This is a genomic window from Salmonella sp. SAL04214, from assembly GCF_046550615.1.
Taxonomy (GTDB): domain Bacteria; phylum Pseudomonadota; class Gammaproteobacteria; order Enterobacterales; family Enterobacteriaceae; genus Salmonella; species Salmonella enterica.
Map to the genome: position 1 here is coordinate 98,922 of NZ_JBGDXT010000015.1, position 13,675 is coordinate 112,596.

Consider the following 13,675-nt stretch of genomic DNA (forward strand, 5'->3'; position numbering starts at 1 on the left):
GGATTATATGTCACAGACAACAATTACACTGGCATTTGAACAGTGGAAAGCGCAACAGGGTGCCACGGGGGAGCCTGTCCTGCTGGATGAATTTGTGTTCGCTAACGTACCGGGACTTGATCCGGATCAGCCGGTTGACCGCAATGAAACCCTGCCACCGGCTGAACAGATTGTTCACCGGCAGGCCGTCAGCCGTAAGGGTGTGGTGAATGACAACGCCGTGGTGCATTCCGTCGTACTGGGGGCGGACGTGGGGGATTTTTCCTTTAACTGGATTGGATTGCTGAATAAGGCCAGCGGTACGCTGGCAATGATTGTTCATGCGCCATTACAGCAAAAACTTAAAACAGCTGAAGGGCAACAGGGGAACGTGCTTACGCGCTCGTTTCTGATGGAATATAACGGCGCACAGGCTGAAACCGGAATTAATACGCCTGCTGAGACCTGGCAGATTGACTTTACCGCGCGTATGGCCGGAATGGACGAGCGCCAGCGCCTGGAAAATATCGACATCTTCGGGGCGGCGGCGTTTTTTGGTGACGGCTATCTGGTCGGGAAAAGCGGGAATCAGTTTTATGTGACCAAAGGTACCGGCTATGTGGCAGGGCTGCGCACAACGCTTGCAGAAAACTTGAATATTACCGTGACAACCAGGCCGGTCAAAGTCTGGCTGGATGTATGCTGGACAGGAACGCTTACCAGCGTGTGGGGTGTGCAGTCCCGTATTACGGTTGCTGACAACCTGGCGGATTATGTGCAGAACGACATACAGCATTATGTGTTTGCGGTGGCGGGTATTGATGAAAACGGCAATATTACGGATTTACGCCCGAAAGGGACGCTGAATGAGCAGCAGGCCAGCGATGCGCTGAGAAAACATGAACAATCCCGTAATCATCCGGACGCCACAACCCGCGAAAAAGGGTTTGTGCAGTTAAGCAGTGAAACAAACAGCGATTCGGAGATGCTGGCCGCAACGCCGAAAGCGGTTAAAGCGGCTATGGATAATGCGAACGGACGACTGGAGAAAAACAGTAATGGCGGCGATATTCCGGACAAAAAACAATTTGCGAGAACTATCGGCGCGGTAACGTCGACCACCATTACACTTGGCGAATCAGGCTGGTTCAAAATCGCCACGGTTGTAATGCCGCAGTCCACATCAACAGCGGTAATTAAGCTTTATGGAGGTTCGGGGTATAACGTTGGATCATGTGAGCAAGCGGCAATCAGTGAACTGGTACTGCGTGCCGGTAATGGTTCACCTGTTGGAATAACCGCCACATTATGGAGGCGTTCACCTTCTGCTGCTAACGAGGTCGCATGGGTTAATACATCAGGCGACACCTACGATATTTATATTAATATCGGCCAGTATGCGTACTGGTTAATTGCGCAATATGATTACACCGGTAATGCAAATGTCACGCTACACAGTACGCCTGAATATTCATCAGTACAGCCGGGAAACTCAACCAGCGGTCAGACATATACGCTGTATAACAGCCTGATGAAACCTACTCCCGAAGATGTCGGAGCGCTGTCAGTTAATGGAGGGAGGCTAAACGGTCCGTTAGGCATTGGTACTGATAATGCGCTGGGCGGTAATTCGATTGTATTCGGCGATAACGATACAGGGTTTAAGTGGCACAGTGACGGCGTTCTGGGGATTTATGCCAATAATGCTCTGGTTGGTTATATCGACAATTCCGGGCTGCACATGTCAGTAGATGTTCTCACTAATGGTGCCGTACGCGCAGGCAACGCAAAAAAACTGTCACTGACGAGCAATAATAATTCGACAATGACAGCCACGTTTAATTTATGGGGCGACGCAAACAGGCCAACAGTTATTGAACTGGACGACGATCAGGGGTGGCATCTGTACAGCCAGCGAAATCCTGATGGTTCGATTGTCTTTACGGTCAATGGAGATATCACCGCTAACACACTTCGTGCAGGCGGGGCCATCTACGCCAATAACGGAGACGTATCAGGCACCGTGTGGGGGGGAGGTAATGCCGCCTGGTTGAGCGGCTACCTCTACTCGAATATGGTCAAAGCGGTCAGGCTCGGCCCTGTGGCGCTTTCTGGCGGTCTGTGGCGTGATTTTCAGCTTGGCGGCGGACAGGTGGTGACGGGATTCCATACTGACGGTAGCTGGGAAATGGAAGGTGGTGATGACAAGGTTTATTACCGTCCCATTCAGTATCTGGTTGGTGATACGTGGGTGACAGCCCCAAGTGTATAAGAAGGAATAATTATGACAGCGGCAAAAAATAAAAAGAACAAGCAGTTTTTAAATATTAAAAATTTCATTCCGTATACACCGGAACCAGACGACACATTATTCGCCGGTGCGGCGCATCTACAATCAGAGGATGGTCAGGACTGGTATGCATGCCAGCAATTATTTTCAGCAGACACGTTGAAAATTACCTACGACGATAACGATGTTATTACGTGTATCACGCGCGATATTTCCGGTTTATGGCCTGCAGGCCAGAGCGTGGCGGAGCTACCTGATACGGATGAAAACCGTCGCGCTGATATTTCAGGCGGCTGGCAGTTTAAAGACGGTAAAGTCGTTCAACGGGTTTATTCGCCGGAAGAGCTGCGTAAAAAGGCGGAAGCTGAAAAAGTTCGCCGCCTTGCTGAGGCTGAATCAGCCATTGCACCACTGGCGCGGGCAGTAAAACTAAAAATTGCCACAGATGAAGAGATTAAACGGCTTGAAGCATGGGAACTCTACAGCGTAATGGTTAACCGTGTGGATACAGCTTCCCCTGACTGGCCGGAGGTACCGGATGTGGCGTGAAGCGCGTCTGGCTTTTACGGATTCTCTGGCTGCGCTGGATTGTTCTGTCGTTCCGGCGCATCCGTGGATTCACGGTCTGGGGCAGCAGACAGATAACGGGGCATACCTGAGTCCGGTCAATGCAATCCATTATCTGGCGGAAAGGCTGGCCGGAACGGGAGGCAATACCGATGTGGTGATCATGATGGTAACGGGACAGACCCATGAAAACTTCATGAAGGGGCTTAACAGCCTGGTGGATGTTTTCCCCGCGCCCGCATTCACCCAGGTTAGACGTCTGGCTGAGTCTGCGGCGACACTGGCTACTGAGAAAATGCAGATCCCCGCGAAAGCCGGGGCAGGACTGCCGGTTGCCATTCCGCTGTCCGTTCCGACCAGCAGGGCAGCGTTATCCGCTGCCGCTATCAGTGAGGCGCAGAAAGCGGCTGGCGCCGGATTCAGCCTGGACGGGCTGAAACAACAGCTGGGGGAATTTACGCAACTGCGTGACAGCCTGATTAACGATGTGGCCAGCGGCCTTGCTGATTTGCAGGGGAAAAGCGCCAGGGCATGGGTATTTACGGCCAGTGGCGACACCGCCGCCACCCTTCTGGCGCTGGTAAAGGACATTCCGCAGCCTTCAGCCGTTTATACTGCGGCAATCATGCTGGCCGGAAAAAATCTTGATGGAATAAGGGGCATGATTCATGACGTCGATCCCGACACTGGCGCTTAATGGTGAGGCCATACTGCTGAAAAACATGCGCGTGACCGTTTCCCAGCAGTTTCAGGATAAAGACCAGTCCGGTCAGACCAGCGCGACCACCAAATCAGAGCAGGGGGCAAAGGGCAAAGAGCTGCGTATCAGCGGCGAAATACCCTTTAAAAACCCGGAGATCCTGAAGCGTATTTTTGAACTGGCCAGCGCCACCGATGCAGACGGGAAACGCATGAAATACCGCGTTGCGCATGAGGTGGCCAGAGCGGTGAATTTTCGTGAGGCCACATTCAGCGGAATGCTGGATGCACCGCAGCAGGACGGGAAAATGGCCTGGCTGGTCACGTTCACCCTGGCGGAACATGTCAGCGTACAGGAGAAGCGGGAAGCCAGGGCAACCGGTAAAACAACGGCAAAAAAACAGACGGCCAGCAGTACGGGACAATCCGGTGGCCAGAGTGCCGGAGAGGATGAAGAAAAACTGACGTGGTTTGAACGCAGGGTGCTGAAGCCCGTCAATGACGCTTTGGGTTAATGATGAAACCAGTAAAACGCCTTTACCTTTCAACGGATGAAATACACCTGGCTGACGCCAGTCTGGTGCTGGAGCTGAACAACTGCGGACGTGGTTTTATTACGGCACAGACGACCACAGACTACACCGGCAAACTGGTGCGGCTGGATGTGGGGTATTCCGGTTTACTTCTGCGCTGGTTTACCGGCTATGTGGAGCGCTCACAGCCTGCCGAAAACGGTTATCAGCGTCTGTTCGTCCGCGAGCTGGCTGGCGTATTTGAACGGATGTGGCCATGCTCATTCCAGCATCCCACACTGCGCGATGTGGCCGGATGGCTGGAGGAAAACAGCGGGATCAGCATTGCGGTACCGGATGTGCCGTACAGTGATAAACCGATCCCCCATTTCACCCATAACGGGACGGGATACCAGCTGCTGAATAATCTGGGCAGGGCATTCAGTATCACGGATTACATCTGGTATCCATTGCCGGATGGTTCGCTGTATGTCGGCGGCGCAGAAAAGGCGCTGTTTGCCGGACGTCCGGTAGAAATCCCGGCAGAGTTCAGCCAGGGAACGGCGGGCGGTAATTCCATGACATTGCCGGTGATCCAGAGTCTTCGTCCGGGCGTGGACGTGAACGGGGAACGCGTGACCAAAGTTCATCTGACGAATGACACAATGACCATCACGTGGACACCACGGAACCGCGCCACAGGTCAGCCATTACAGAAAACACCGGCGCAGCGTCAGATAGAAAGCCATTACCCGGAACTGGCTTCAGGTCTTCACCTGCCCAAACTGGCCAGGGTAGTGGCACCAAGCGAGGCCGTAAAAAGCGGTAATTTTGCCGACCCGTTCCGGCCACGGTACGCTGTTGACGTGCAGCTGCTTGACGCGGACGGCAACCCGGACAACCAGACGCCGGTATATTCCGCCGTACCGCTGCCGGTGCCAATGGCCGGTAACGATTCGGGAATGTTCCAGTTTCCACCGGAAGGAACGCTGGTAGAGGTGGCGTTTACGGGCGGCAGGCCGGATAAGCCCTTTATCAGGCAGACGCTGCCGGATGGCACCAGTCTGCCGGACATTAAGCCCGGCGAACAGCTGCAACAGCAGCGGGCGGAAGTCTCGCAACGCGTGACACAGGCAGGAGACTGGGTACGCCAGACGGATCAGACCATCAGTGAAACATCGATGGCGCGGACGGTGAAAGCCGATACGGAACGGCGCGAACTGGTCAGCCGTGAAACCACGGTGAAAGCTACGGATAAAATCACAGTACTGGGTACCGCCACGCTGATGGCCGGAGCCATACAGCAGGTCAGTGCTGGCGACTTCAGCCAGGCGGTAAAAGGAAACCGGCTGGCCAGTATTACAGGAAATGAAGAAACCGAAATCGCCGGGCAGCAGTCCACGAAAGTGGCCGGTGCCATGAATGTTGATGTGGGGGGAACCCTGACAGAAAAGATTGCCGCATTGCGTAAATCGGTGGCATCGGGCGGTCAGCAAATTATGGGGCCAACCGTCCATATTGGCAGTGAGAGCGTCAACACACTGACCATGATGCTGGACACCATTGATTTACTGGCAGAGCTGGCGCAGCAGTGCGCGAGCCATTCACACCCCAGTGTTGGTACGCCGACCAATGCCGGAGCATTCAACCAGACAGCAGTAAAGGCCGGGCAGACCCGGAGCAAGTACCAGAACATCATCGCCTGATTCTCTCTTTTCAGCCCGCATAATGCGGGCTTTTTTATCCCCACTTTCAGACCGCGTCAGACGCATTTTCAGAGTCGTTAATATCTGCCCCCGTTCATCCATTACCTCATTTGTTTCAGTGGCACAGCAAGCCGCTGCGGCTGTCTGTTGGCGACGAAATAACGGAGGAAGTGACGAAAACGGCGCTACACCGCACCCGCCTGCGGTTTTCGTGTTGAGAATGATTTCAGTTTTTCCGGTCGTACAAAACACATCGCCAGACCGCGCCAGCGCTGGGGCTTTGGCAGTGGTTCGCCAACTGAAATGTGTGAAACAGATTTCAAGGATTTCAGTTTTTGTGCGATTGCCGGCTATGGGGGAGAAATATCGGAGCCTGATTACATGCGGGATTAACAGCGATTACGTGACTTTTTACGTAACGACCGCAGCGGGATCACGTAAGAGCGTGTAAGTGTCCAGGCCTTAACTGGCGTACTCTGGCGCGGAATGGCAGTGGAATGCGGAACTGAAATACTTTGCACAGCCTGAACCATTGCCATACCTGCACTAACGTAGACGCTCCAGTGCTCAAGTCACTAACAGTTAGATATACAAAACTACCAACAAATCAGGGTAATTTCTGACCAATTCTGATTTTTTCAAAAATTGAGGGGGACTATCGGAAAACCGTCACAAACGTCACAAGATTTAAAAATAGTATCTATCTATATGATATTGAATAATAAATAGGCATTACTAAAACCATCACAAAAACATCACAACAGCATCACAGTGTGACGGTCTTAGATCATCACAAATCTGTTTTATAACTCACTGAATTTATTGGGTGTGACGGTTTGCGTTACGTTTTGTGATGGTTTTACCGTCACAACATTTATTTATAATAATCATGTGGTTAATGTGTGATTTCAGGATGCGTGATGGTTGTGACGGTTTTCCGATGGCCGTCTTAAATATGAGAGGTGGGGGAGCGCAAATTCTTTAATATTTTGCAGATACAAAAAAGCCCCAGAGAATGGGGCTATTGCTGCGTTTACTGGTCGTCTTGTTTGGGCTTCACAACCACTGATGCCAGCTTATCGATCAGACGTTCGCAAGCCTCAACATCTTTCAGGCTACGCAATTTTACCTTTGCTGTTTTCGGTTCATCACCGCGAGTGCAAAGATTCAACTCGATTTCAACATCGTTCCTGTTCAGTAATCCCATAATAACCCCTGCTAACTTCCTTGCCTGAGTGGCCACTTCAAAGATGAGATTAAGTCTATCCGGTGCATTGTTGGAAAAGCAAACAGAGTTACTAACGTCAAATCCGTTACTTTTGAAGTAATCTTTTATTGAAGCTGAAAGTTCAGGAGGACAGGCAAGCCTGACGCCGGCCAGTTTTGACTGATGTAGTGGTGCTCCTTCTAACTCTTGCATTTAAGACTCCATATGAAAAAACCCCAGATTCGGGGTTTTTTGTTGTCGATGTGGTCGATATGTGGACGCTGGTTGAAATAAATCCTTTTATTTCAGTGTGCTACAGTGAAATAAAACGCGCCCGAAGGCGCGTTGGCGATACACTCAATGTAAGGGACTACTCTTCTTCTGCTTCGACGAAGCTGGCATCTTTCACCGATGCGGTGGCACGACGGGCTTCGCCTTTGTGCTGCACTTTATTGAGCTGCCGTTCCAGCTTGTTGATCAATTCATTAATAGCGGTGTACATATCTTCGTGTTTTGCGCTGGCGACCAGATGTCCGTTCGGTGTATTAATGGTGGCGTCAGCAATAAAGCCCTGTGGCTCTTTAGACAGAATGATATGAGGATTAATCAGGTGAGTTTGCCATTTTTCCAGTTTGGCGAGACGGTCTGCGACATGTTGGCGAATTGCCGGAGTAATTTCCATTTGTTTACTGGTAATGTTCATTGTCATAAATTTTACCTCTTGTCTTTCCCGTCTTGGTGATTCCAGCATACCGTTCTTAATGTCAAAATGTGTGATGTAAATCACATTATTTTGTCACTTTTTGTCAAGGCGAACTTTTTGTGAGGCATCGCAGGAAGAAGCGATCTTTTACTTGAGGAATGGCTGAAAGCAGGCCATATTTGACTGGATGCGTTGCAGTGAAATCATTTCTGTTGCATCAGATATCGAATAAAAAAACGGCAGCCGGAAGGCTGCCGTTTTGCTTGTTGGTATTGCTTCAGGTGTTTTTGCTGTTAGCGGCAATAATTTTCGCGACTTTGTCAGCCTGCGCATTCAGCTGCATCTGACGATAGGCGTTTTCCATCAGCGGCAACGCATCGCGCGTGGCCTGCGTATCAGGATAATTGCGTAGCATACCTTCTACCCGGTTTACGACCGCAACCCATGCGCCGCGCGCGGTATAGTACTCTGCGACGGAATATTCATATTTCGCCAGACGGTCTTTCAGGAATACCAGACGCTTAGTGGCGTCGGTGGTGTACTGGCTATTAGGATAGCTGCGTACCAGTTTCGAAAAGTCATTGAACGCCGCCCGCGCATGTTGTGGATCGCGATCGCTGCGATCGACGCCAAAGAAACCTTGCAGCGCGCTATCATCCAGCGCCATGTTCGTCAGGCCGCGCATGTACATGACATAGTCAATATTAGGGTGCGTTGGATTAAGACGCATAAAACGATCGATGGCGGCCTGCGCTAGCGGCAAATCGGCGTTTTTGTAATAGGCGTAGATAAGATCCAACTGCACCTGCTGAGAATACGGTCCGAATGGATAACGATTATCTAACGCTTCCAATTGCGTTATTGCCTGTTTCCAGTTACCGTCCTGCAGCTTTTGCTGAGCAGTCGCGTAGATTTCATTCGGCGGATTATCGGGCACCTCTTCCTTTGAACCCGAGCAACCCGCCAGAAACAGGCTCAACGTGGCTGCTGCCACCAGATATTTCATGCGCGTCATGACGTTTTGACTTTCCTCAAAATGTTTTACGGGAGATTCTCTGTTCCTGCTCCCGGTTAAGACCAGCTACAATAGCACACTATATTAAACGGCAAAGCCGTAAAACCCAACGTTAAACGAAGAAGCTGTATATGGCACAACGAGTACAACTCACAGCAACGGTCTCCGAAAACCAACTCGGTCAACGCTTAGATCAGGCTTTGGCCGAAATGTTCCCGGATTATTCACGTTCGCGTATAAAAGAATGGATTTTGAATCAGCGCGTGTTGGTCAATGGTCAACTTTGCGATAAGCCAAAAGAAAAAGTGTTAGGCGGCGAGCGGGTGGCTATTGATGCGGAGATCGACGAAGAGATTCGTTTTGAAGCGCAGGATATCCCGTTAGATATTGTTTATGAAGATGACGATATTCTGGTTATCAACAAACCACGCGATCTGGTGGTACATCCTGGCGCGGGTAACCCGGACGGTACGGTACTGAACGCGTTGCTACATTATTATCCGCCGATTGCGGATGTTCCGCGCGCGGGCATTGTGCATCGTCTGGATAAGGACACGACGGGGCTGATGGTGGTGGCCAAAACCGTTCCGGCGCAAACGCGCCTGGTGGAGTCTTTGCAGCTGCGCGAGATCACCCGCGAATATGAAGCGGTCGCGATCGGACATATGACGGCGGGAGGAACGGTGAATGAACCCATCAGTCGTCACCCGACCAAACGTACCCATATGTCGGTGCATCCCATGGGCAAACCGGCGGTGACCCACTACCGCATTATGGAACATTTCCGTGTGCACACGCGTCTTAGGTTGCGTCTGGAGACCGGGCGTACGCACCAGATCCGCGTGCATATGGCGCATATTACGCACCCGTTAGTGGGCGATCAGGTCTACGGTGGTCGTCCACGTCCACCGAAAGGCGCATCGGAAGAGTTTATTTCCACTCTGCGTAAGTTTGACCGCCAGGCGCTTCATGCAACGATGCTGCGTCTCTACCATCCTGTATCGGGTATCGAAATGGAGTGGCACGCGCCGATTCCACAGGATATGGTGGACCTTATCGATGCGATGCGCGCCGATTTCGAAGATCATAAAGATGATGTGGACTGGTTATGAATGCACTGATTGTCCCGCAGTGGCCGCTGCCGAAAGGCGTCGCAGCCTGTAGTTCTACCCGTATTGGCGGGGTGAGTTTACCGCCTTACGACTCGCTGAATCTGGGCGCGCATTGCGGCGATAACCCGGAGCATGTTGAAGAGAACCGCAAGCGTCTGTTTGCGGCGGGCAATCTGCCTTCGAAACCTGTCTGGCTTGAACAGGTTCACGGTAAAAATGTGTTGAGGCTTACCGGAGAACCTTATGCCTCCAAACGTGCGGATGCGTCTTACAGCAATACGCCAGGAACCGTCTGCGCGGTAATGACGGCAGACTGCCTGCCTGTGCTATTCTGTAACCGTGAGGGAACAGAAGTGGCGGCGGCTCATGCGGGCTGGCGCGGATTATGTGAAGGCGTACTGGAGGAAACTGTCATCTGCTTTGCTGACAAACCAGAAAATATCATCGCCTGGTTAGGTCCGGCGATCGGCCCGACCGCGTTTGAAGTGGGGCCGGAAGTGCGTGACGCATTTTTAGCAAAAGATGCGCAAGCCGATAGCGCATTTTTGCCGCACGGGGAAAAATTTCTGGCGGATATTTATCAGCTTGCACGCCAACGTCTGGCGAATACCGGCGTTGAACATGTCTATGGCGGGGATCGCTGCACCTTTAGCGAAAGTGAGACTTTCTTCTCTTATCGTCGCGACAAGACGACAGGTCGTATGGCAAGTTTTATTTGGCTGATATAACCTAAAGAATCAAGACGATCCGGTACGGGTAACTTTCTTTTCACATAATTCAGGTCATTCACCTTGAATAATTGAGGGATGACCTCATTTAATCTCCAGTAGCAATTTTGACCTGTTATGGGAGGAGTTATGCGTCTGGATCGTCTTACTAACAAATTCCAGCTTGCTCTTGCCGATGCCCAGTCGCTCGCGCTGGGGCACGACAACCAATTCATCGAACCTCTTCATTTAATGAGCGCCTTGCTGAACCAGGAAGGGGGATCGATACGTCCTTTATTAACCTCCGCCGGCATTAATGCTGGCCAGTTGCGCACCGCTATCGATCAGGCGCTGAGCCGTTTACCGCAGGTGGAAGGCACCGGCGGCGACGTACAGCCTTCTTCGGAACTGGTACGCGTACTGAACCTTTGCGACAAGCTGGCGCAAAAACGGGGGGACAATTTTATTTCGTCAGAGCTGTTTGTTCTGGCGGCGCTTGAGTCTCGCGGCACGTTAACCGATCTGCTGAAATCAGCCGGTGCGACCACGGCCAATATCACTCAGGCAATTGAACAGATGCGCGGAGGTGAAAGCGTGAACGATCAAGGGGCTGAAGACCAACGTCAGGCCTTGAAAAAATATACCGTCGATCTGACCGAGCGGGCTGAACAAGGCAAGCTTGACCCGGTAATTGGTCGTGATGAAGAAATTCGCCGTACCATTCAGGTACTGCAACGTCGTACCAAAAACAACCCCGTCTTGATCGGTGAGCCGGGCGTAGGTAAAACGGCAATTGTTGAAGGGCTGGCGCAGCGCATTATTAACGGTGAAGTCCCTGAAGGCTTAAAAGGTCGTCGCGTGCTGGCGCTGGATATGGGCGCGCTGGTGGCGGGGGCGAAATATCGCGGCGAATTTGAAGAGCGTCTGAAAGGCGTGCTGAACGATCTGGCGAAACAGGAAGGCAACGTCATTCTGTTTATTGACGAGCTGCACACCATGGTTGGCGCAGGTAAGGCCGATGGCGCCATGGACGCCGGGAATATGCTGAAACCGGCGCTGGCGCGTGGTGAACTGCACTGTGTGGGCGCCACCACGCTGGATGAATACCGTCAGTACATTGAAAAAGACGCGGCGCTGGAACGTCGTTTTCAAAAAGTGTTTGTCGCAGAACCTTCAGTGGAAGACACCATTGCTATTCTGCGTGGCCTGAAAGAACGTTACGAGCTGCACCACCATGTGCAGATCACTGACCCGGCGATTGTGGCGGCGGCAACATTGTCTCATCGCTATATCGCCGACCGTCAGTTGCCGGATAAAGCTATCGACCTCATCGATGAAGCGGCATCCAGCATTCGTATGCAGATTGACTCTAAGCCGGAGGAGCTGGACAGACTCGACCGCCGCATTATTCAGCTCAAACTGGAACAGCAGGCGTTGATGAAAGAGTCTGACGAGGCGAGTAAAAAACGTCTCGATATGCTGAATGAAGAACTGGACGACAAAGAGCGCCAGTATTCTGAGTTAGAAGAAGAGTGGAAAGCGGAAAAAGCGTCGCTCTCTGGTACGCAAACTATTAAAGCGGAGCTGGAGCAGGCGAAGATCGCCATCGAGCAGGCGCGTCGCGTTGGCGACCTGGCGCGAATGTCTGAACTGCAGTACGGCAAAATTCCGGAGCTGGAAAAACAGTTGGAAGCCGCGACCCAGTCGGAAGGTAAAACCATGCGTCTGTTACGTAACAAAGTAACGGATGCGGAAATTGCCGAAGTGCTGGCGCGCTGGACCGGTATTCCGGTTGCCAGAATGCTGGAAGGCGAACGTGAAAAACTGTTGCGTATGGAACAAGAGTTACACAGCCGTGTGATCGGGCAGAATGAAGCCGTTGAAGCAGTATCGAACGCCATACGTCGTAGCCGCGCGGGGCTGTCCGATCCGAACCGTCCGATTGGTTCCTTCCTGTTCCTTGGGCCGACCGGGGTCGGTAAAACCGAACTGTGTAAAGCGCTGGCTAACTTTATGTTCGACAGCGACGACGCGATGGTGCGTATCGACATGTCTGAGTTTATGGAGAAACACTCCGTGTCTCGTTTGGTCGGGGCGCCTCCGGGATATGTCGGCTATGAAGAAGGCGGTTATTTGACGGAAGCGGTACGCCGTCGTCCTTATTCCGTCATCTTGTTGGATGAAGTAGAAAAAGCGCATCCGGATGTATTCAACATTCTGTTGCAGGTGCTGGACGACGGTCGGCTGACTGACGGGCAGGGGAGAACGGTCGACTTCCGTAATACGGTGGTCATTATGACTTCTAACCTCGGTTCCGATCTCATTCAGGAGCGCTTTGGCGAACTGGATTACGGTCGAATGAAAGAGATGGTGCTGGGTGTGGTTAGCCAAAACTTCCGTCCGGAATTTATCAACCGTATTGATGAAGTTGTGGTATTCCATCCGTTAGGTGAACAACACATCGCTTCTATTGCTCAGATCCAGCTGCAGCGTCTGTACAAACGTCTGGAAGAACGTGGTTATGAAATCCATATCTCCGACGAGGCGCTGAAACTGTTGAGCGCCAACGGTTACGATCCGGTCTACGGGGCGCGTCCGTTAAAACGTGCTATTCAACAGCAGATCGAAAACCCACTGGCGCAGCAAATCCTGTCTGGTGAACTGGTTCCTGGCAAAGTGATTCGCCTTGAAGCCAATGATGATCGTATTGTGGCAGTGCAGTAAGTCACAAATTTGAATAAAACGGGCCCTGACGGGCTCGTTTTTGTTTAAAAACCAGGCGAAAATAGGCTTTTGGTTCAAATGTTGTTTGAAAAGTGAACGGTTGAGCTTTTTTTTGCATTTAGGTCTTGTCAGGCTCTAATAACTCCCTATAATGCGCCACCACTGACACGGAACAACGGCATACAGGCCGCCGGGTCAGAAAGGCTTCGTTAAGAAGTCTGTGAGGAAAGCGAAAATAAAGGCTTGACTCAAAAAGAGGAAAGCGTAATATACGCCACCTCGCGACGGTGAGCTGAAAGCCGCGTCGCACCTGCTCTTTAACAATTTATCAGACAATCTGTGTGGGCACTCGAAGATACGGATTCTTAACGTCCTAGGACGAAAAATGAATACCAAGTCTCAAGAGTGAACACGTAATTCATTACGAAGTTTAATTCTTTGAGCATCAAACTTT

At 51.6% G+C, this 13,675-nt stretch carries 11 protein-coding genes; 8 read left to right on the forward strand and 3 right to left on the reverse strand.

The annotated features are described in order from the left end of the window. Window positions 1-7 precede the first annotated feature (7 nt). The 5 genes from ACLJQD_RS21155 to ACLJQD_RS21175 are packed head-to-tail and all read left to right on the forward strand — an operon-like array spanning window position 8 to window position 5,753. Complete coding sequence (locus tag ACLJQD_RS21155; RefSeq protein WP_025614139.1) at window positions 8-2,251, forward strand: phage tail protein; 2,244 nt, start codon at window positions 8-10, stop codon at window positions 2,249-2,251. 12 nt (window positions 2,252-2,263) lie between these two features. Beyond that, window positions 2,264-2,818, forward strand: coding sequence for a tail fiber assembly protein (locus ACLJQD_RS21160; RefSeq protein WP_000122989.1), 555 nt, complete (start codon window positions 2,264-2,266; stop codon window positions 2,816-2,818). After that, the gene (locus tag ACLJQD_RS21165) at window positions 2,808-3,533 is read left to right on the forward strand and encodes a hypothetical protein (protein WP_000267951.1); all 726 of its coding nucleotides are present in this window, start codon (window positions 2,808-2,810) and stop codon (window positions 3,531-3,533) included. The genes ACLJQD_RS21160 and ACLJQD_RS21165 overlap by 11 nt, the downstream gene beginning before the upstream one ends. Then, window positions 3,505-4,050 carry a hypothetical protein gene (locus ACLJQD_RS21170; protein ID WP_000200792.1) on the forward strand — a complete coding sequence of 182 codons (546 nt, stop codon included), beginning with the start codon at window positions 3,505-3,507 and terminating at the stop codon, window positions 4,048-4,050. The genes ACLJQD_RS21165 and ACLJQD_RS21170 overlap by 29 nt, the downstream gene beginning before the upstream one ends. Further along, entirely contained in the window at window positions 4,050-5,753 is a 1,704-nt protein-coding gene (locus ACLJQD_RS21175) for a hypothetical protein (RefSeq protein ID WP_000977528.1), read from the forward strand. The genes ACLJQD_RS21170 and ACLJQD_RS21175 overlap by 1 nt, the downstream gene beginning before the upstream one ends. Window positions 5,754-6,786: 1,033 nt before the next feature. Here ACLJQD_RS21175 and ACLJQD_RS21180 read toward each other — a convergent pair. The 3 genes from ACLJQD_RS21180 to bamD form a co-directional block, all read right to left on the reverse strand. Further along, window positions 6,787-7,173: a hypothetical protein gene (locus tag ACLJQD_RS21180; protein WP_001156922.1), complete on the reverse strand. Its 387-nt coding sequence runs from the start codon at window positions 7,171-7,173 to the stop codon at window positions 6,787-6,789. 157 nt (window positions 7,174-7,330) lie between these two features. Beyond that, on the reverse strand, window positions 7,331-7,669 hold the full coding sequence (gene raiA, locus ACLJQD_RS21185) for a ribosome-associated translation inhibitor RaiA (protein ID WP_000178449.1): 339 nt from the start codon (window positions 7,667-7,669) through the stop codon (window positions 7,331-7,333). 271 nt (window positions 7,670-7,940) lie between these two features. Further along, a complete protein-coding gene (bamD, locus tag ACLJQD_RS21190; protein WP_000197660.1) occupies window positions 7,941-8,678 on the reverse strand; it encodes an outer membrane protein assembly factor BamD in 738 nt (245 codons plus the stop codon). Between the two features lie 131 nt (window positions 8,679-8,809). Here bamD and rluD point away from each other — a divergent pair, with 131 nt between their 5' ends. From rluD to clpB, 3 genes are all read left to right on the forward strand, one after another. Further along, a complete protein-coding gene (gene rluD, locus ACLJQD_RS21195; RefSeq protein ID WP_000079130.1) occupies window positions 8,810-9,790 on the forward strand; it encodes a 23S rRNA pseudouridine(1911/1915/1917) synthase RluD in 981 nt (326 codons plus the stop codon). Continuing rightward, window positions 9,787-10,518 carry a purine nucleoside phosphorylase YfiH gene (yfiH, locus tag ACLJQD_RS21200; protein WP_017442224.1) on the forward strand — a complete coding sequence of 244 codons (732 nt, stop codon included), beginning with the start codon at window positions 9,787-9,789 and terminating at the stop codon, window positions 10,516-10,518. Before rluD ends, yfiH begins: the two co-directional genes overlap by 4 nt. Window positions 10,519-10,647: 129 nt before the next feature. Further along, the gene (clpB, locus tag ACLJQD_RS21205) at window positions 10,648-13,221 is read left to right on the forward strand and encodes an ATP-dependent chaperone ClpB (protein WP_001235092.1); all 2,574 of its coding nucleotides are present in this window, start codon (window positions 10,648-10,650) and stop codon (window positions 13,219-13,221) included. Window positions 13,222-13,675 lie beyond the last annotated feature (454 nt).

Bases quoted from the DNA above. Each gene is read 5' to 3' on its own strand.
- ACLJQD_RS21155 (WP_025614139.1), top strand. From the start codon at position 8: ATGTCACAGACAACAATTACACTGGCATTTGAACAGTGGAAAGCGCAA.
- ACLJQD_RS21160 (WP_000122989.1), top strand. From the start codon at position 2,264: ATGACAGCGGCAAAAAATAAAAAGAACAAGCAGTTTTTAAATATTAAA.
- ACLJQD_RS21165 (WP_000267951.1), top strand. From the start codon at position 2,808: ATGTGGCGTGAAGCGCGTCTGGCTTTTACGGATTCTCTGGCTGCGCTG.
- ACLJQD_RS21170 (WP_000200792.1), top strand. From the start codon at position 3,505: ATGACGTCGATCCCGACACTGGCGCTTAATGGTGAGGCCATACTGCTG.
- ACLJQD_RS21175 (WP_000977528.1), top strand. From the start codon at position 4,050: ATGATGAAACCAGTAAAACGCCTTTACCTTTCAACGGATGAAATACAC.
- ACLJQD_RS21180 (WP_001156922.1), bottom strand. From the start codon at position 7,173: ATGCAAGAGTTAGAAGGAGCACCACTACATCAGTCAAAACTGGCCGGC.
- raiA (WP_000178449.1), bottom strand. From the start codon at position 7,669: ATGACAATGAACATTACCAGTAAACAAATGGAAATTACTCCGGCAATT.
- bamD (WP_000197660.1), bottom strand. From the start codon at position 8,678: ATGACGCGCATGAAATATCTGGTGGCAGCAGCCACGTTGAGCCTGTTT.
- rluD (WP_000079130.1), top strand. From the start codon at position 8,810: ATGGCACAACGAGTACAACTCACAGCAACGGTCTCCGAAAACCAACTC.
- yfiH (WP_017442224.1), top strand. From the start codon at position 9,787: ATGAATGCACTGATTGTCCCGCAGTGGCCGCTGCCGAAAGGCGTCGCA.
- clpB (WP_001235092.1), top strand. From the start codon at position 10,648: ATGCGTCTGGATCGTCTTACTAACAAATTCCAGCTTGCTCTTGCCGAT.